General features: G+C 58.7%; 13 protein-coding genes. 11 read left to right on the forward strand and 2 right to left on the reverse strand.

Going from position 1 to position 18,083, the window contains the following annotated elements:
• Positions 1-20 precede the first annotated feature (20 nt).
• Positions 21-980, reverse strand: a complete 960-nt coding sequence (locus tag AB6B39_RS04815) for an isopenicillin N synthase family dioxygenase (protein WP_371398699.1) — start codon at positions 978-980, stop codon at positions 21-23.
• Positions 981-1,213: 233 nt separating this feature from the next.
• Here AB6B39_RS04815 and AB6B39_RS04820 point away from each other — a divergent pair, with 233 nt between their 5' ends.
• The 5 genes from AB6B39_RS04820 (at position 1,214) to AB6B39_RS04840 (ending at position 10,436) form a co-directional block, all read left to right on the forward strand.
• On the forward strand, positions 1,214-4,261 hold the full coding sequence (locus AB6B39_RS04820; protein WP_284373060.1) for a TonB-dependent receptor: 3,048 nt from the start codon (positions 1,214-1,216) through the stop codon (positions 4,259-4,261).
• 93 nt (positions 4,262-4,354) lie between these two features.
• Positions 4,355-5,932 (forward strand): alkaline phosphatase D family protein, encoded by a 1,578-nt coding sequence (locus tag AB6B39_RS04825; RefSeq protein ID WP_284373058.1) that lies wholly within the window; start codon positions 4,355-4,357, stop codon positions 5,930-5,932.
• A 29-nt stretch (positions 5,933-5,961) separates the two neighbouring features.
• Positions 5,962-7,449, forward strand: a complete 1,488-nt coding sequence (locus AB6B39_RS04830) for an alkaline phosphatase (protein ID WP_284373055.1) — start codon at positions 5,962-5,964, stop codon at positions 7,447-7,449.
• Between the two features lie 62 nt (positions 7,450-7,511).
• On the forward strand, positions 7,512-7,991 hold the full coding sequence (locus tag AB6B39_RS04835; protein WP_284373053.1) for an EF-hand domain-containing protein: 480 nt from the start codon (positions 7,512-7,514) through the stop codon (positions 7,989-7,991).
• Positions 7,992-8,183: 192 nt separating this feature from the next.
• On the forward strand, positions 8,184-10,436 hold the full coding sequence (locus tag AB6B39_RS04840) for a TonB-dependent receptor (RefSeq protein ID WP_284373051.1): 2,253 nt from the start codon (positions 8,184-8,186) through the stop codon (positions 10,434-10,436).
• A gap of 19 nt (positions 10,437-10,455) precedes the next feature.
• Here the strand turns inward: AB6B39_RS04840 and AB6B39_RS04845 are convergent, their stop codons facing one another.
• A complete protein-coding gene (locus AB6B39_RS04845; RefSeq protein WP_284373048.1) occupies positions 10,456-11,100 on the reverse strand; it encodes a TetR/AcrR family transcriptional regulator in 645 nt (214 codons plus the stop codon).
• Between the two features lie 98 nt (positions 11,101-11,198).
• On the opposite strand from AB6B39_RS04845, the gene AB6B39_RS04850 reads away from it, so the two are divergent.
• The 6 genes from AB6B39_RS04850 (at position 11,199) to AB6B39_RS04875 (ending at position 18,023) form a co-directional block, all read left to right on the forward strand.
• The gene (locus AB6B39_RS04850) at positions 11,199-12,752 is read left to right on the forward strand and encodes a class I adenylate-forming enzyme family protein (protein WP_284373046.1); all 1,554 of its coding nucleotides are present in this window, start codon (positions 11,199-11,201) and stop codon (positions 12,750-12,752) included.
• Entirely contained in the window at positions 12,745-13,605 is an 861-nt protein-coding gene (locus AB6B39_RS04855) for an alpha/beta fold hydrolase (RefSeq protein WP_284373044.1), read from the forward strand. Before AB6B39_RS04850 ends, AB6B39_RS04855 begins: the two co-directional genes overlap by 8 nt.
• Entirely contained in the window at positions 13,602-14,525 is a 924-nt protein-coding gene (locus AB6B39_RS04860) for an alpha/beta fold hydrolase (RefSeq protein WP_284373041.1), read from the forward strand. The genes AB6B39_RS04855 and AB6B39_RS04860 overlap by 4 nt, the downstream gene beginning before the upstream one ends.
• A complete protein-coding gene (locus tag AB6B39_RS04865; RefSeq protein WP_284373039.1) occupies positions 14,522-15,823 on the forward strand; it encodes a spinster family MFS transporter in 1,302 nt (433 codons plus the stop codon). Before AB6B39_RS04860 ends, AB6B39_RS04865 begins: the two co-directional genes overlap by 4 nt.
• A 126-nt stretch (positions 15,824-15,949) precedes the next feature.
• Positions 15,950-16,231, forward strand: a complete 282-nt coding sequence (locus AB6B39_RS04870) for a DUF4212 domain-containing protein (RefSeq protein ID WP_284373037.1) — start codon at positions 15,950-15,952, stop codon at positions 16,229-16,231.
• A 4-nt stretch (positions 16,232-16,235) separates the two neighbouring features.
• Positions 16,236-18,023, forward strand: a complete 1,788-nt coding sequence (locus AB6B39_RS04875; protein WP_284373035.1) for a sodium:solute symporter family protein — start codon at positions 16,236-16,238, stop codon at positions 18,021-18,023.
• Positions 18,024-18,083 lie beyond the last annotated feature (60 nt).

An 18,083-nucleotide genomic window follows, 5' to 3' on the forward strand; every position in this document is an offset into this window, starting at 1 on the left:
TTCAAGGTAGGCTTGGGCGGTTAGTCTTTAGCAAGACCGATTTCGCGCAGCCTCTCGTTCAGATAGCCCCGTGCCGTGATCGGTGCTTTCGCAGTCCCGCCCATTTCCAGACATTTCGGCAAGGCTTCGAGACTGAAGTCGCTGGCCGGATGCAGAAAATAGGGCATGGAGTAGCGGGAATGCGGCGCGCGCTCGCGAGTCGGATTGACGACACGGTGTGTGGTCGACGGGATCACGCCGCCGGTCAATCGGTCGAGCATGTCACCCGCATTGACGACCACGGCGCCCTCGGGAGCGTTGATCGATAACCATTGTCCACTGCGGTGCTTGACCTGCAGTCCGGCTTCTTCCGCGCCCAGCAGCAAGGTCAGGAGATTGATGTCTTCGTGCTCGGCGGCGCGAACGGACGGTCCTTCTCCGCCGCGCTCCGGCATGGGCGGATAGTGCAGCAGGCGCAGGATCGAGTTTCCATTGTCGAGCGCTGCCGTGATCTGATCGGCGGGCATGTCGAGGGTCTGCCCGATCGCGCGCATCAATGTGCAGCCAAAACGGTCCATTTCCGCGAACAGACGGCGCGTCGCGCTATCAAAAGATTCGATTTCCGACACGGAGGGCGATCCGGGCAGCCCCGGAATCGAATCGCGACCGACATGCCAGAACTCTTTCAAATCCGGCGCATCGCGATCTTTTGCCGATTCGGTGCCGAATGGCGAATAGCCGCGCTGAAATTGGTGCTCCGGCATGGCATAGGCTGACTTTGCAGCTTCCGGTAGGGCAAAGAACTCAGTGCTCGCCGCCTGCACCGCGTCGACGTCGGCTTTGGGGATGGTGTGGTTGCGAATGACGATAAACCCCGTTTCGCGCATACCTTTCAGGAGGCGCTGTCCGAAAGCTGCACTGTCATGGGCATGATCGGTGAAGTCGAGCACAGTGATCCTGGGTGCGCCGTCACGGCCATGGGCATCTACCGTTGCCGCCATGGCGGAGTCTGTCTTGCGAGCCTGTGTCATGCACCCACAATAGCGGGTCGCGCACAAAAGAGAAGCAAGCCTGTGGCGAAAATGACACAGCCCTGTGAATCATCAGGAGACATTGCAGAACTGTCACATAACTGTCGGAAACCGTTGCTAGGGGCCGCGCAACGCCGATGGGAGTGTCCCGTCGGTCGCTTTGAACAACACCTCACATAGACTGACTTCCCGGAGTGTCTCCAATGTCAAAACGCCTTTCATTCGGCGCTGCTGTCCTGCTCGGGACAAGCACGCTTGCCGCAACCGCCCTGCTGCCGACCCTCGCTGTCGCTCAGGTCACAACCTCCGCCATTCGCGGCGTCGTCCAGACTGATACTGGTACGGCCGTCCCGAACGCGACCATCTCGCTCGTCAATAATGACACGGGCTTTGCCCGGACTGTTCGCACGGATGGTTCCGGTAACTTCTCCATCCGCAACCTTTCGGTCACCGGTAGCTATAACGTTGAAGTCAACGCCCCGAACCTGCAAGGTGAACGCGTCGAAAATGTTCGCCTGAACCTCAGCGACGACACGCAGCTCGCGTTCCAGCTCGGCTCTGACGTCATGGACGAAATCATCGTCGTGGCCCAGCGTCAGGTCGTTGCCGATCTTGCCATCGGTCCGAACGCCAGCTTCGGTATCGATACGCTCGAAAATGCACCGTCCATCAACCGCAATATTGCCGACGTGATCCGGATCGACCCGCGCGTCTTCGTCGACGAAGGTCGCGGCGACATCAACTCGGTTCAGTGTGTCGGTCAAAGCTCACGCTTCAACTCCATCACGCTGGACGGCGTGGCGCTAAATGACAGCTTTGGTCTGAACTCTAACGGTTACCCGACGGAGCGTCAGCCCTTCCCATTCGACGCGCTGGAGCAGGTCTCGGTCGAGATCGCGCCATTCGACGTCAAATATGGTGGCTTCACGGCTTGTAACATCAACTCTGTCACGAAATCCGGTACGAACACATTCAGCGGTTCTGCTTTCGTTGACTATACAGATGACAGCATGCGCCCGAACACTGTGGCCGGTGGACAGGACTTCGATTTCGGCGATTACGACGAAATCCGCTATGGTCTGACGCTTGGCGGTCCGATCATCAAGGACAAGCTGTTCTTCTTTGCCGCTTACGACAAGCTGGAAGGTGCCAACACCTATCCGCAGACCTCGATCACGCGACAGTTCATCTCGCAGGCAGAGATCGACGAAATCGCGAGCATCGCTCAGAACGTCTATCAATATGATCCAGGTACGATCCCGACCAGCAATCCGAACTTCGACGAAAAGTTCCTCCTCAAGCTGGATTGGAACGTCACGGATCAGCACCGTCTGACGGGTACATTCAATTATAATGACGGCAACAACATCACACGCTCCGATGGTGACACGGATGAGCTGGAATTCTCAAACCACCTCTATGAGCGTGGCGCAGAGCTGCTCTCCTATTCCGGCGCGCTCTTCTCTGACTGGACCGATAACTTCTCGACGGAAATCCGTGCGAGCTATCTCGACCTCGACAACCGTCAGGTTTCCGTCGGTGGCACAGATTTCGGTGAATTCGTTATCGAAACACCGAATGTCGATGTCTATCTCGGCAGCGATGATTCACGCCAGTCCAACGATCTGAACTATGATCAGCTGGCGCTCTCATTCCGCGGTAATTATGCCATGGGTGATCACAATATTCTGTTCGGTGCAGAATATACTGAGCTGAACATTTTCAACCTGTTCTTGCCGCATTCCGAAACAGCGATCCGGTTCGACTCTGTCGCAGATTTCCGCAACGGAATCGCGTCGCAGATCGAATATAACAACGCACCGTCTCAGAATCCTGACGATGCTGCGGCTGAATGGGGCTATGCGCTCAACACGCTCTACGTCCAGGACGAATGGGCCGCGACAGACCGGCTGACGGTTATCGCGGGTATGCGTTACGACTGGTACTCATCGAATGATGTGCCGACAGAAAATCCAGCTTTCGTTGCTGATTATGGATTCTCCAATGCGCAGAACTTTGACGGTGTCGATCTGTGGCAGCCCCGTCTGGGCTTCACCTATGATGCAACGGATACGCTGCAGCTGCGTGGTGGCGCAGGTCGCTACTCCGGTGGTAACCCGAATGTCTGGTTGTCCAACAACTACTCGTCCAACAATGTCGACCAGGTTGGCGCGCGTGTGCGCGGTGCGATCGACCTCTTCTCCCTGACTTATGTCTTGGCTGAAGATGGTGTGCCGAACGCGCCGGGCTGGGCTGTGCCTCAGGACCTTGCAAACAGTGTCGGAACGGGCGTTGGCCGGAACTTCGAGATCAACTATCTCGACCCCGACTTCGTCATTCCGTCTGATTGGAAATACTCGCTGGGTGCGACTTGGACGCCGGACTTCAACACAGGTGAAGACATCTTCGGTGGACAGTGGCTCTTCCAGGCCGATCTGCTCTGGTCGGACAGCGAGAACACGGCGATCATCCAGCGTGGTGATCTGGTTCAAGCCGGTCTGGTGACACGGACAGGAACCGATCGTCAGGGTGTACCTTACTCGATCTCCGTTCCTGACTATGACAGCCCACTCCTCGACAGCTTCGTCCTGACGAATGCTGACGAATCGAACCGGGCCTTCGTGGCCTCGATCGGCGCGTCGAAGCGTTGGGAGAACGGGTGGAGCGCGCGTGTCGGTTATGCCTACTCGGACGCTGAAGATGTTCAGCCGATGACAAGCTCGGTCGCATTCTCGAACTATAACAACCGTGCCTTCACAGATCCGCAGGAGCAGATCCTGTCGCGGTCCAATTATAATACAAAGCACCGTTTCACAGGGGCCGTATCGCATCAGCGTGACTGGCTGCTGAAAGACTATGACACAGGTGTCTTTGCCTTCTTCCAGGCACAGTCTGGTCAGCCTTACTCCAGAACGCTGGATGGCGTTGCCAACAGCATTTACGGCTTCACGCCGTTCCTCGGCAACGGCAATGGCGACAGCATTCTGCTGCCCGGTACGACCCGGAACGAGTTCACATCGCCGACCTGGACTAAAGTCGATCTGCGCATCAGCCAAGAACTGCCTGGGTTCCGTGCCGATGATCGGACCGAAGTCTTCATGGTCATCGATAATCTGACGAACCTGATCAACAGCGACTGGGGCATTCTGGAGCGTCCGGTATTCCCTGGAACGCTGCATGTGAACCAAGCGCTCTCGATCAATCAGGCGTCAGCCTATGAAATCCGCTTTGGTGCACGTTACGACTTCTAGTCGGCGATCATCACGCACTGAAACTTTCAGGCCCGCCTTTTCGAAGGCGGGCTTTTTCGTTAGGGCGTCATAAAATCCTGCTAGGGACACTGCATGACATTCGATCGCCGCACACTTCTAACGTCACTGGCTGGAACGGCGGGCTTGGCGGCCTGCCAAACGACGACGGCGACGACGCCTTTGCCGAGCCCGGCCTTGCTGTCCAGCGGACGAGGAGCGCTGGGCGAGGATAATCTCTTCGCGCTCGGTGTGGCGAGCGGTGATCCGCTCTCAGACGGTTTTGTCATCTGGACGCGGATCGTACCGGACCCGCTGGCGCTGGATGATCCGTTGCCGGGATCGATCGATGTCGACTGGGAAGTCGCAGAGGATGCCGGATTTTCCAAGATCGTGCGTCGGGGTCGCAAACGGGCTGTTTCCGAATGGGCGCACAGCGTTCATGTCGAGGTGTCGGGACTGCAACCCGCTCGTGATTATTACTACCGCTTCCGTGCCGACGGTCAGGCCAGCCCAACCGGCATCAGCAAGACGGCTCCGACATTCCTCGCCCCCACAGAGCGTGCCAAATTCGGCGTCGTGACCTGTCAGCATTTCGAACAGGGTTTCTTCAATGCCTATACCGATCTGCTGGAGATGGATCCGGACTTTATCCTGCATATGGGCGACTATATCTACGAGGTCAGTTGGGGCCCGCAGGTCCGGCGGCAGGCAGAGGTCGAAGCCATGGATCTGGGCGACTATCGGCGCATTCATGCCCAGTATAAGCTCGACCCATTTCTGCAGGAAGCGCATCGCCGCGTGCCCTGGCTGATGATCTGGGACGATCATGAGGTCGTGAACGATTATGCGGGCTTCAACGACGAGAATTATATGCCGGTCGAAGAGGTCCGCAAACGCCGCGCGGCCGCGTTCCAAGCCTATTACGAGCATATGCCGGTTCGTCTGCGCTCCCGTCCGCGCGGACCCTACATGCATTTCCACGATCAGTTCCAGTATGGCGACCTGCTATCCATCTATCTGTCCGATGGGCGGCAATATCGCGATGATCAGGCCTGCCAGACACCCGAAGATGGCGGTGCCCGGCTGGCTCAGTGCGATGAGTTGCTGGACGAAACACGCTCCATGTTCGGCATGGAGCAGGAACGCGACATTCTACGCGGTATCGGTCGCTCCGGTGCGACCTGGGAAGTTCTGGCCCAGCCGACCTTGTTCGGGCGTCTCAATCAGACAGACCGCGACGGCAATCCGGGGGCCTGGTCCGATGGTTGGGATGGTTATGCGCCGACGCGCGAACGCATTCTCGACACGGTGGAATATCGCAAGCCCAAGAACTTCGTCGCGCTGGGCGGAGATATGCATAGCTGGTGGGTCGGCGATCTGAAGCCGCGCTTCAATCAGGAAGACAGCCCGGTCGTCGGATCGGAATTCGTGACGACGTCGATTACGGCGCATAGCTACGCCTATGGGCGCTTCTCCCGCATGCTGCCGGATAATCCGCACATCAAATTTTTCGATGATCGGCAGCGGGGCCACACTTTCATGGATGTGACCAAGGATCGCTGGACGGCGACATTACGCGCCATGGACAGTGTCTATGATCCGAATGCAGGCGCTACGACGCGCGGCACCTGGGTTGTCGAAAATGGACGCCCCGGCGTCATCGAAGCCTGACCGAACGCCTCATATCAAGGATGGGACCTATGAACGATTTTGCACGGATGACACTCTTACTGAGTACGGCACTGGTGATGACGGGATGTGCCTCGACCACAACCCTGTCGAAAGCCGATGCTGGTTTTGACGCCGAAAATCCGGTTCTGGCGGAACGGATCGCCTATGAACCCAACCGGGCACCCGCCAAGAATGTGATCCTGTTCATCGGTGACGGGATGGGCATCTCGACCGTGACAGCCGCGCGCATCTATGCGGGGCAGCTGGAAGGCAAACCGGGTGAAGAACATCAACTCTCATGGGAACGGTTTCCACACACGGCCCTGTCCAAGACCTATAATACGGATCAGCAAGTGCCGGACTCCGCCGGAACCGCGACAGCCATGTATACAGGCGTGAAAACGCGCGCCGGGGTGCTGGGTGTCGGTCCTGAACTGGTGCGCGGTGATTGTTCGGCGACGGAAGCCGCTTCGCTAGAAACCTTCTGGGACGCCGCATCGGAGGCGGGCCTGAAGCTGGGTCTGATCTCCAGCGCGCGCTTGACCCATGCAACGCCGGCGGCGGCTTACGCGCATTCATCGGAGCGCAACTGGGAATATGATGGCGAGCTGTCAGACGGTGCAAAGTCCGGCGGTTGCCGCGATATTGCGACCCAGTTCGTCGACACTAATATGATCGATGTCGCTTTGGGCGGTGGCCGCAGGGCATTTCTGCGCGATGTCGATCCGGAACCCGATCTCATTGATGTGATGGGACGCCGTACGGACGGTATCAATCTTATTGATGCCTGGCAGATGAAGAATCCAGGCGGAGCCGTCGTTTTCGACAAGGCCGCGCTGGATGCCGTGCCGACCAATACAGGTCGTGTACTGGGTCTTTTTGACGCCAGCCATATGGATTTCGCATCCGCCAAGACCGGACCAGATCGCCAACCGACCATCGCCGAGCTGACCGCCAAGGCTATCGAGCTTTTGTCGGCTGACGGAGACGGCTTTGTGCTGATGGTCGAGGGCGGCCGTATCGATCATGCCCATCATGGCGGCAATGCCTTCAACGCCCTGTCGGACACGGTCGCCTTTGCCGAAGCCGTGGCTGTCGCAGACGCGATGACGTCTGATGCGGATACGACGATAATGGTCACGGCCGATCACTCTCATGTCTTCACGATTGCGGGCTATCCGATGCGGGGCAACCCGATCCTCGGACTGGTGAAACAGAACCCTCATTATGACAGCGAAGGCGACGGGCTGGCACGGGGGAGCGATGGGAAGCCCTATACGACGCTGGGCTACGCCAACGGTCCCGGCGCAGCGGATGGCGCGCGCGCCACGTTGACGGAAGATGAGGTGCTCGATCCGGCCTATCGGCAACAGGCCACGATCCCGATGCGGGGCGAGACCCATGCTGGCGAAGATGTTGCCATTTACGCCAAAGGCCCCCGATCATTTGTTGTCTCCGGTGTGGTCGAACAGAGCTTCGTTCACGATGCAGTCCGCTACGCGCTCGATCTGGACTGAATTTCACAGGACTTCGGGCTGGAAGCCGTTAAAGAGACAGGCTCTCTGACAGACGGATTTCCATGCCCCATCCTTTTTCCTTTCTTCTGACGGCCTTGCTAGGCTTGGGCCTTGCCGCTTGTGCGTCCAATGCACCGCCTCCACCGGCGGGGCCGCAATCTGATCGCGATCAGGCCAGGATGGCCGACCGCCTGTTCGACCGTCTCGATACGGACAGGGATGGGATCATCGCCTTTGCGGAAATCGAAGCGGACCGCATCGCTGCCTTCGAACGGATGGACGCGGATGGAAGCGGGACCATCACCGCCTCGGAAGTCGAGGCCCTGCGCGATCAGGCGAATTCCGCGCCGCAGCGCGGGCGTCGTGGCGTGGATCCAATCCGGCGGATGGACCGAAACCGGGACGGTCGCATCTCCCTGAACGAATTTGACGGACCGCAAGGCTCGCTGCTGGACCGTGCCGACTTTAACGGCGACGGCAATATCGACCGGGCCGAACTGGAAGACATGCTCACCCGTCAACGAAGGCGCCAACGCCGCTAAGAATTGTCACCCGCCCCCTATCATTTCATCGCATCTCTTGATCGTGGAGGGCGAGAGCGTTGGCGTGGCCATTTGGCAACAGGTTGGGACTGATTGCCATGGGGATTGTAATCTGACTTGACTCCGACCCGATCTCGTTTCAACAGCTGTTGAAATTCAACAAGTGTTGAAAATAATGGAATTGGGGAAACTATGTCAAAGTCGATGATGGTTCAGGTGTCTCTGGCGGCACTTATGGCGGTTGGGACCGCCCCGGTCGCGTTCGCGCAGGTCGATGACGAAATTATCGTCACGGCACAAAGGCGCGCGCAGAATATTCAGGATGTGCCGATATCCGTCACGGCTGTGTCGGGTGATATGCTGGCCGAAACAGGCGCGATCGATATTACCGATATCGCGAAATTCACACCCAACGCGACAGTCGAAGTGGCGCGCGGGTCCAACTCCACACTGATCGCCTTCATCCGCGGTGTCGGTCAGCAAGATCCGCTCTGGGGCTTCGAGCCGGGCGTCGGCATCTATGTTGACGATGTCTATGTCGCCCGTCCGCAAGGGGCTGTGCTCGATATTTTCGACGTTGACCGGATCGAAGTTCTGCGTGGTCCGCAAGGCACGCTCTATGGCCGCAATACGATTGGCGGCGCAATCAAATATGTGACGAAGGGTCTCGATCTCGACGCGCCAACTCTGAATGCCCGCATCAATGTCGGCAGCTATAATCAGTTCGATCAGATCCTATCGGGATCGTTTCCGCTGGGCGAGACCTTTGCGGTCGGCGGTTCGGTCGCGCGCTATAATCGCGATGGTTTCGGCGACAATCTGAATACCGGTTCCGATCACTATAATAAGGATATTCTGGCTGGACGTCTCAGCGCTCGCTGGATGCCGACCGACGCTCTGGATTTCCGCCTCTCTGCCGACATGACCGATGATGACAGCAATGCCAAACATGGCCACCGTCTGTTGCCAAGCGCAAATGGGGCCTTTCCGGTCACCGACAATGTCTATGATACGCGCGCCGGGGTCGGCGACGCGAATGAGGTTAAGACGAAAGGGCTGTCCTTTACTGCGGCCTGGGACGTCAGTGAGTCTATGACGGTGAAATCGATCACGGCCTACCGTGAAGGCGACACGACGACTCCGATTGATTTCGACGCCCTTCCGCAACCGGATTTCGACGTTCCGGCCTTTTACAATGATAGCCAGTTCAGTCAGGAATTGCAGCTTCTGTTCGATACGGACCGTCTGTCCGGTATTGCCGGTCTCTACTATCTGGACGGCGAAGCGTCTGGCGCATTCGACGTTGTTCTCGGTGGCCTTGGCCTGACAATCTACCAGGCAGGGGATCAGCAGAAGGAAAATCTCGCCGCTTATGCCGACTTTACCTATGCGCTGACAGACCGGTTCGATATCTCGCTCGGGGCCCGCTTCACGCGCGACAAGACGGTTGCGGATGTAACACGCGAAGTCTGGTTAGGTCTGGGCTCGGGTTCGTTCGACCCTGCCAATGCAACCTCCTTCTTCCTGGCGACCCAGACGGGTTATACCGGTCTGGAGCGCGAGGATGAGGAGTTCACGCCGCGGATCGCCTTGTCCTATGAGCTGACGCCTGAGACCAATGTCTACGCATCCTTCTCGCAAGGGTTCAAGGCGGGTGGCTTCGACCCTCGTGCACGGGCCGATCTGGACCCGACAGGCGTGACGCGTGAAGGTTTCAGTCCGGAATTTGTCGACAGCTACGAGCTCGGTGTCAAAGGCTCGCTGCTGGATAACCGCCTGACCTACAGCTTGGCCGGGTTCATGGCGGATTACACCGATCAGCAGATCACGGTTCAGGAAGGTGTCGATACCGATAATGACGGCGTCAATGACACTTTTGTCTCATCCGTGTTCAATGCGGGTGCATCCGAATATCTCGGCGTTGAATTCGAAGGAGCCTTCCGCGTCACGGATAATCTGACTCTGTCTAGTGCGGTCGGTTACATCAATGCCGACATTGAGGAAATCATCTCCGGCGGTGTGAATATCGCCAATGGGTTCGTGACGCAGAATACGCCGGAATGGACGTCGCGTTTCGGGTTCGTTCATACGTCCGATGTTGGCGGTGGGGATCTGACCCTCACGGGCTCAGCCAATTTCCGCGACGAATATTTCCTGTTCAATGTCGCCAATCCCGGCTTCGGTGCGGGGACCAGCGCAGTCTTCCCCAGTGGCGGGCCTGCGCTTGATCCCGAAGCCTATACTACGATCGATCTGGGTGCGAACTGGGTCGCCCCAAGCGGTCGCTGGGAAGTTGGAATTTTTGGCCGTAACCTCACAGATGAGCGCGCACGCGTGGCTGCCTATAACTTCGTGACGCCATCGCAGCTCGGCGTTGATGGGGCCTATTCGGCCTTCTACCGCCCACCGCTGACCGTCACGGCGACCATCGGGTTCAACTATTAGGCAAGGACGCTCGGTCGCGTCAGTGCGTATGACCGCAGATCTGGCGAAAGCCGGCCGCGACGAAGGGGATCATGTGATCATACCCCGTCGCGGTCTTGGTCGAAGACGCCGCGCCGCCCGAGAGGCGGTCCATGCGTCGCGTATCGGCAAAGGTCAGTGTCAATGCCCCGGACATGAATTGATAGCCCCAGAACAGGGCCTGCTCATCCGCGTCCGGCAAAACCGTCCGCAGCACTTCGATAAAACGCTGCACGAACGGGTTGAAATATTCGGTCATCAGTTCGTTGCCCCATTCGGTCGAACTGTTCACCCAGGCCACGAGAGAGAGATAGTGTCGCCAGCCCTCATCCGCCGCGCCCTGAATATCGCCCAGCGGGCGAAGGTAGGCCTCAATCACGGCTTCCAGCTGGGGCGGATGCGGCGCCGCAGCCGCCATGCACGCATCCAGCGCCTGCGCGCGAACATCGTTCAGAACTACGGCGCGGCGCTCGAATACGGATCGGAAAAGATTATCCTTACTGCCGAAATGATAGCTGGTCAGCGCGACATCGACATGAGCCAGCGTCGCAATCTGGCGCAGGGTCACGCCGTCATAGCCATGCTCTGCAAACAGCTGCTCGGCGGCATCCAGAATGCGTGTCTTGCGGGAAGGTTTTTCGGCCACGGTCGTGCTGTCCTCTCCGCATCACGCGGTTGCCTGCTTATGCGGCGCGGGCCGTTCAGCGTCAAATGTCCAGCGTCAGATATTGGGCTTTTCTACGCATGACGATTAAACCGATGCGCCCTCTTTTTCCGGATTATTTCCGGCTTCACGCGAAATGGCGGGGTAACAAACCTGCGCTGCTCGTCGACGGGCAGAGCCTGAGTTGGCGGGACTTTAATGGGCGGATGAACCAGGTCGCTAACGCCCTGCATGCGGACGGCGTGTCGCGTGGGAAACGGGCCGTTATTTTCATGGATAATGGCCGCGCCATGACCGAGCTCCTGTTCGGGCTGATGAAGGCGGGAGTAGCGTCGGCTCCGCTCAACCTCTCCGTCAGCGATGCGGCCATCCGGGCCATGATCGCAGATTGTCAGGCGGATGCGATTTTCGTGAGTGCGGCACACGCAGCACGTATCGATCGGTTGCTGACGACCATGGGGCGCGAGGCACCCGGCTTGCGCATTTGCGCCGGGGAGGCCGCAGGCTGGACGCGTTACGCGGACTGGGTGAAAACAGGCTCGACCGAAGAACCGACAGACCGGGTCCAGCCTGACGACATCCTCAATATCATATATTCGTCCGGCACAACCGGACAACCCAAAGGCATCGTTCACACACATCAGGGTCGAATCGACTGGGCCTATGATCTGGCCAGTGCGCTGCGATACAACAGCCAGTCCCGTGTAATGGTAACGATCGGTCTGTACAGCAACATCACTTGGGTCGGCATGCTGTCATCGGTTGTTTTTGGCGGCAGTCTTTTGGTCGCGGACCGCTTCGATGCGGACATGTGCTGGACCGCAATCGCAAAACATGGCGTCACCCATTTCTCGATGGTGCCGATCCTGTTCGAGCGTCTGATTGATGCGGATCCGGGCCCTCAAGTCGATACCTCTGCAATCGGCGGAATGGTCAGTGCCGGCTCGCCACTGCGCCCGGATCTCCGTGAGCGCATTTTCTCCCGCTTCGACTGTGGCATTACGGAGCTTTACGGACTGACGGAAGGCGTCATCACGACGCTTGACCCGGAGGATGCCACTGGGCGGATGGCGTCCTGCGGACTGCCGCTCCCGGGGTCAGACTTGATGATTCTCGATGAGACAGACCAGCTGTGCCCATCGGGACAAAGCGGTGAAATCCTGATGACGAGTCGATTTCTGATGCCCGGCTATCTTAACCGGGACGATGCGACGCGTGACGCAACCTATGTCGATGCCAACGGTCAGCACTGGCTACGAACCGGCGATATTGGGAGGCTGGACGCGGATGGCTATCTTTATGTGGTCGACCGCAAGAAGGACATGATCCTCTCGGGCGGTCAGAACATCTATCCGCAAGACATCGAAGCCGTTCTGGCCTCGCATGAGGGTGTATCCGATGTGGCTGTCATCGGCGTTCCTAGCCGCAAATGGGGTGAGACGCCGCTGGCGATCATTGCGTCCAAAGGTAACGGGCTTGATGTCAAGGCCCTGCGGGAGTGGGCGAATGCCCGCTTGGGCAAGCAGCAGCGCATTGCGGACGTGAAGCTGGTTGACGAAGTGCCGCGCAACCCTAACGGAAAAGTGCTGAAACGCGAATTACGGGCACAGTTCTCCGGGACCGAATATGACTAGGCGCTGGACCGACCATCATTATCAGAGCGAAGACGGTCTGACGCTTTATGCCCGCATTTACAACGGCACGGCGGGGCGAACGCCCTTGCTCTGTATGCATGGCCTGACCCGCAACTCGGCCGATTTTCATGCGTTATTGCAGCAGTTGCCGGACTGGCCGGCGATCAGTGTGGATCAGCGGGGGCGGGGACATTCCGCCTATGATCCGGATCCGACCCGCTATCGCCCGGATGTCTATTGCAAAGATATGCTGGCCTTGCTGTCGGATTTGGCGCTTGATCAGGTCATCGCTGTCGGCACATCGATGGGCGGCTTGATGACGATGATGCTGGCCAACATGGAGCCCGGGCTTTTCCAGGCGGCCATAATCAACGACATCGGGCCTGAGATCGATCCGAAAGGTCTTGCGCGTCTGGCAGGCTATGTCGGGCAGGCCATGGAATTTGAAGACTGGGACGGAGCCATCGCAGCCATTCAGGCTCAGGGACCGGACATTTTTCCAGACTTTTCGCAGACCGACTGGCGAGATTTTGCCGCTAATGTCTGCGAGGAGGACCATGATGGGCGCGTGCGCTTCCGCTATGATCCGGTCATCAGTCAGGGGCTTGGCGAGGATAAGGTGTCGACGGTCCCGCCCGACCTCTGGCCGCTTTATCATGGCCTTGAAGACTTGCCGACGCTTATAATTCGCGGTGAGACGTCGGATATTCTGTCCGCAGAAACGGCTGAACATATGGTGCAAAACCGTAGCGCGGCACGGTTGGTGAGCGTTCCCCGACGGGGGCATGCGCCGATGTTGACCGAACCCGTTGCGATCACGGCCATTCGCGCATTTCTGGAGCCTTTCGCATGATCCGTCTGACCGTGACCATATGCGTGTCCCTCTGTCTGATCGCCTGCAACGGCGCTGATCAGGTCAGCAGTGATCCCGCGAACAGTGCCTATTTTACGGATTCGGACCGCATGATCGAGATCGGCGGACAATCGGTCCGCTACCGCGAAAGCGGGCCGGCGACTGGGCCGACCCTTCTGATGCTTCATGGTTTCACGGACTCGCTGCACACATGGGACGCCCTGGCGGCCGAACTGGATACAGACTTTCATATACTACGCCCCGATCTGCCGGGGCATGGCCTGTCCGGTCTACCGGCGGGTGACGATTATTCGAATGAAGCTCTCACGGCGTTTGTCGGCGATTTTCTCGATGCCACGAAGACGAGTGAGGCGATAATCGTTGGGAACTCGCTGGGAGGTCTGGCGGCGTGGCGTTATGCGGCTCTTGATCCGGACCGCGTCTCCGGACTTGCTCTTCTCGCGCCGGGCGGCGTGCCGCATAATGGTGTGGGCGAGACTCCGCTCGAAGCGCCCATGATGTTGCGTTTCTATCTTGAAAATGCGCCGAAAGCCGGTGTGCGAACAGCGCTGCAGACCATGCATGGCGACACGACGCGCGTTACAGACGCGATGGTGACGCGGTTTGCAGACCTGATGGCGATGCCTGGCAATGGCGATGCATTTGTCGCCCGGGCCGAGCGTTTCACCTTGCCGGACCCGGCGGGCGATATGGCCAAGGTTGAGGCTCCCACCCTTATTTTATGGGGAGCCAAAGACACGGTTCTGCCGCCAGAGCATGCTGATATTTTTGCCGAACATATGCCACATGCGAGTGTGCGCATTCTCGACCAGGTTGGTCACATGCCACAATCCGAAGCCGTCGATGAAGTCGCGACAGCCATCCGCACGCTGGCTGCCAGAACCGGAAACGGATCATGAAGAAATCCGAAAATCGCTGGTATCTGCTGGCCGTGCTGACGCTGGTCTATGCCTTCAACCATGTCGACCGTCAGGTGATGGTGATCCTGCAGGAACCGATCAAGCTGGAATTCGGTCTGTCCGATACGCAGCTTGGCATGCTGACAGGGTTTCTGTTCGCAGCCTTCTACGCGACGCTCGGCATACCATTTGCGGCTTGGGCTGATCGGGGTAATCGCCGCAATATCATCACGATCGCTTTGACAATCTGGTCAGGCATGACAGCGCTGAGCGGGTTCGCGCAGAACTTTTGGCATCTGGCGCTGGCGCGGATGGGTGTCGGGATCGGCGAAGCCGGCGGAACGCCCCCCGCAACCTCCATGATTTCTGACCGGTTTCCGGCCAATGAACGCGCATTCGCACTCGGCATCTACACGACCGGCATCAGCATCGGCATTCTGGTCGGCTTCATGCTGGGCGGGATCATCGCCGAGCGCTACGGCTGGCGGGTTGGTTTTTTCGTCGCCGGTGTGCCCGGCCTGCTGCTGGCATTATTGCTGATGACGACGGTGGCCGAACCCAAGCGCGGGGCCGCCGACGCGATCGCCGATACGGGCAAGGCTCCGCCCTTGTCCGAAACCATTGTATTTTTCCTGTCGCAGAAAGCCATGGTATTCATGTTATTAGGCGGCGTGTTTATATGCGTGTCGGCCAATGCTTTTCTGACAGGCGTGCCGCTCTACTTTATCCGGGTTCACGGCGTGGCACTGGGCGAACTTGGAATTGCACTGGGGCTGTTGCTGGGCGGTGTCGGTGGGATTGGTGCCATCGTTATCGGCAAGGTCTGTGACCGGCTATCGGCCAAGGACCTGCGGTGGCGACCCTGGATCATCGCCCTGACAACTCTGCTGGCCTTGCCCTTCGCGGCCGCTTTCCTGCTGGTCGAGACCAAGATGGCGGCATACGCACTCTATGCGATTCCCAGCTTTTTCGGGCTGATCTACGCATCCATCTCCTACGCTGCCATGCAGGAACTGGCCCCGCCGCGCATGCGGGCCATGGCCTCTGCCGTAATGTTGCTCTGTCTGACATTGATCGGAATCGGGATCGGTCCTGTTCTGGTCGGTGTTCTGTCCGATGCTTTTGCTGAGGAGCTTGGCACGCGTTCGATCGCGCGCGCGCTCCTCTACCTGCTTGTTCTGAACGCAGCTTCAGTCGTTTTCTACCTCATCGCAGCGCGCCACTACCGCGATGATGTCACTCGCGCGAGAGTGATTGGGACGGATGTCGGCAAACTGACGACGGACCCCATCGTCTGAGCGGTAAGTTTTCCCGTCAGAAACGCCGCCTGAAGCTCGCCATCCTGTTGCATCCGGCCTATCTGTCGGACATGCTTGGCCAACGCCCGATCAACAGGGCCGCCGACGCAGCAAGGGGAGACGATCATGCCGGACACGGAATCGGGCGCAGCGACGAATAAGGCCAATCAGGCGGCCTACTGGAAAGCGACCAAGCGATTGACCATCGGGCTTCTGTTCGTCTGGTTCGCCGTATCCTACGGGGCTGGCATTCTGTTCCGAGAGGCCCTGGACGCTTTTTCGATCGGCGGTGCGCCGCTGGGCTTCTGGTTCGCGCAGAACGGATCGATCTATGTCTTCCTGCTGCTGATCGTGGTTTACTGCATCCAGATGACGCGACTGGAACGTCGCTTCGGATTGGGAGGTTAGAGCGATGGATCAGACATTCTGGACCTATTTCTTTGTCATCGCGACCTTCGGTCTCTACATCGGCATTGCCATCTGGGCGAAGGCCGGCTCGACGGAAGACTTCTACGTGGCCGGCCACGATATTCACCCGGCGCTCAATGGTATGGCTACGGGCGCAGACTGGATGTCTGCCGCCTCCTTCCTGTCCATGGCAGGCCTGATCGCGTTTCTGGGTTATGGTGGGTCCGTCTACCTGATGGGGTGGACTGGGGGTTATGTGCTGCTGGCGCTCTTGCTGGCGCCCTTCATGCGCGAATTCGGCAAGTTCACCGTGCCGGATTTCGTTGGTGACCGCTATTATTCCAAGGTCGCCCGCGTCATCGCGGTCGTCTGTGCGCTGATCGTGTCCTTCACCTATATTGCCGGACAGATGAAAGGCGTCGGCGTGGCGTTCTCAAGCTTCCTGGGCGTGAACTTCAATGTCGGGATCTTCATCGGCTCCGCCATCGTGTTTTTCTACGCGGTACTGGGCGGGATGAAGGGCATCACCTATACGCAGGTCGCGCAATATGTCGTGCTGATCTTCGCCTATACGGTCCCGGCCATCTTCATCAGCCTGGCCATTACAGGGAACTTCGTTCCGCAACTCGGCTTTATCGGCAATGCGGCGGGGACAGACGTTCCCATGCTGGAAAAGCTGAACACGCTGGTCACGGATCTGGGTTTCAAGGAATATACCGGAACGACCAAAGCCAAGATCGACGTGTTCTGCATCACGGCGGCGCTGATGTTCGGCACGGCCGGACTGCCGCATGTCATCATTCGCTTCTTCACGGTCAGCTCCGCGCGAGCTGCACGCAAGTCGGCTGGTTGGGCGCTGCTGTTTATCGCCTTGCTCTACACAGTCGCACCAGCGGTCGGCGCGTTCGCCCGGATGAACTTCATCGATACGGTGAATGAGGCAACCTATATTGCCGATGACGAGAACTATGAGCGGCGTTCAGCCGAGATCCTCGCCGATGGCGGCAAGCCGGTGCCGGAATGGTACAAGACGTGGGAAACCACGGGCCTGCTCGCCTATGACGATCTGAACGGTGACGGTATCATGCAATATCGTGGCCCCGATGCGCCCGACGGCGTCGCCAATGAGGTCGTACCGAATCGCGACATTTTCGTGCTGGCCAACCCACAGATCGCCAACCTGCCAGGTTGGGTGATCGGTCTGGTCGTGGCCGGGGGGCTGGCGGCAGCGCTGTCGACCGCCGCGGGCCTCCTGATGGTGATCAGTTCCGCTGTCAGTCATGATCTGATGAAGCGAACCTTCACGCCGAACATGACGGAAAAACAGGAGATGTTCGCCGCACGCAGCGCTGCCGCTGTCGCCGTGGTGGCATCGGCGACGCTGGGGGCGTTCGCGTCCAGCCTGCCCTTTGTCGCGCAGGTTGTCGCCTTTGCGTTTGGATTAGCGGCTGCGTCTCTGTTCCCGGTGATCTTCCTCGGGATCTTCTGGAAACGCATGAACAAGGAAGGCGCGATCAGCGCCATGCTGGTGGGGCTGATCACGACGTTCAGCTACATCTACTATTTCAAGTTCATCAACGAGAACCCGGATCTGTGGCTGTTCGGTGTTTCGCCGGAAGGTATCGGCTTCGTCTTCATGTGGGTGTCGCTGGCTGTGGGTATCATTGTGTCGCTCGTTACAGCGCCGCCGCCGCAGGACGTGCAGGATCTGGTCGAGGATATCCGTATTCCAGGTACCCGCAGGGCGCATGGATCCGTCGATGCCGGCATGGCTCCGGTGTCGTCCGACTAAGCGCCGCGCTCAAGCCGGTTTCGGGGCCGCTCTTCGGGGCGGCACCGAACGTACGTGACC

It is taken from the genome of Algimonas porphyrae (assembly GCF_041429795.1).
Lineage (GTDB): Bacteria > Pseudomonadota > Alphaproteobacteria > Caulobacterales > Maricaulaceae > Litorimonas > Litorimonas porphyrae.

Excerpts from the sequence above, each read along its gene's own strand:
- AB6B39_RS04825 (WP_284373058.1), top strand. The coding sequence starts at position 4,355 with ATGACATTCGATCGCCGCACACTTCTAACGTCACTGGCTGGAACGGCG.
- AB6B39_RS04865 (WP_284373039.1), top strand. The coding sequence starts at position 14,522 with ATGAAGAAATCCGAAAATCGCTGGTATCTGCTGGCCGTGCTGACGCTG.
- AB6B39_RS04820 (WP_284373060.1), top strand. The coding sequence starts at position 1,214 with ATGTCAAAACGCCTTTCATTCGGCGCTGCTGTCCTGCTCGGGACAAGC.
- AB6B39_RS04870 (WP_284373037.1), top strand. The coding sequence starts at position 15,950 with ATGCCGGACACGGAATCGGGCGCAGCGACGAATAAGGCCAATCAGGCG.
- AB6B39_RS04830 (WP_284373055.1), top strand. The coding sequence starts at position 5,962 with ATGAACGATTTTGCACGGATGACACTCTTACTGAGTACGGCACTGGTG.
- AB6B39_RS04860 (WP_284373041.1), top strand. The coding sequence starts at position 13,602 with ATGATCCGTCTGACCGTGACCATATGCGTGTCCCTCTGTCTGATCGCC.
- AB6B39_RS04875 (WP_284373035.1), top strand. The coding sequence starts at position 16,236 with ATGGATCAGACATTCTGGACCTATTTCTTTGTCATCGCGACCTTCGGT.
- AB6B39_RS04815 (WP_371398699.1), bottom strand. The coding sequence starts at position 980 with ATGGCGGCAACGGTAGATGCCCATGGCCGTGACGGCGCACCCAGGATC.
- AB6B39_RS04855 (WP_284373044.1), top strand. The coding sequence starts at position 12,745 with ATGACTAGGCGCTGGACCGACCATCATTATCAGAGCGAAGACGGTCTG.
- AB6B39_RS04835 (WP_284373053.1), top strand. The coding sequence starts at position 7,512 with ATGCCCCATCCTTTTTCCTTTCTTCTGACGGCCTTGCTAGGCTTGGGC.
- AB6B39_RS04840 (WP_284373051.1), top strand. The coding sequence starts at position 8,184 with ATGTCAAAGTCGATGATGGTTCAGGTGTCTCTGGCGGCACTTATGGCG.
- AB6B39_RS04850 (WP_284373046.1), top strand. The coding sequence starts at position 11,199 with ATGACGATTAAACCGATGCGCCCTCTTTTTCCGGATTATTTCCGGCTT.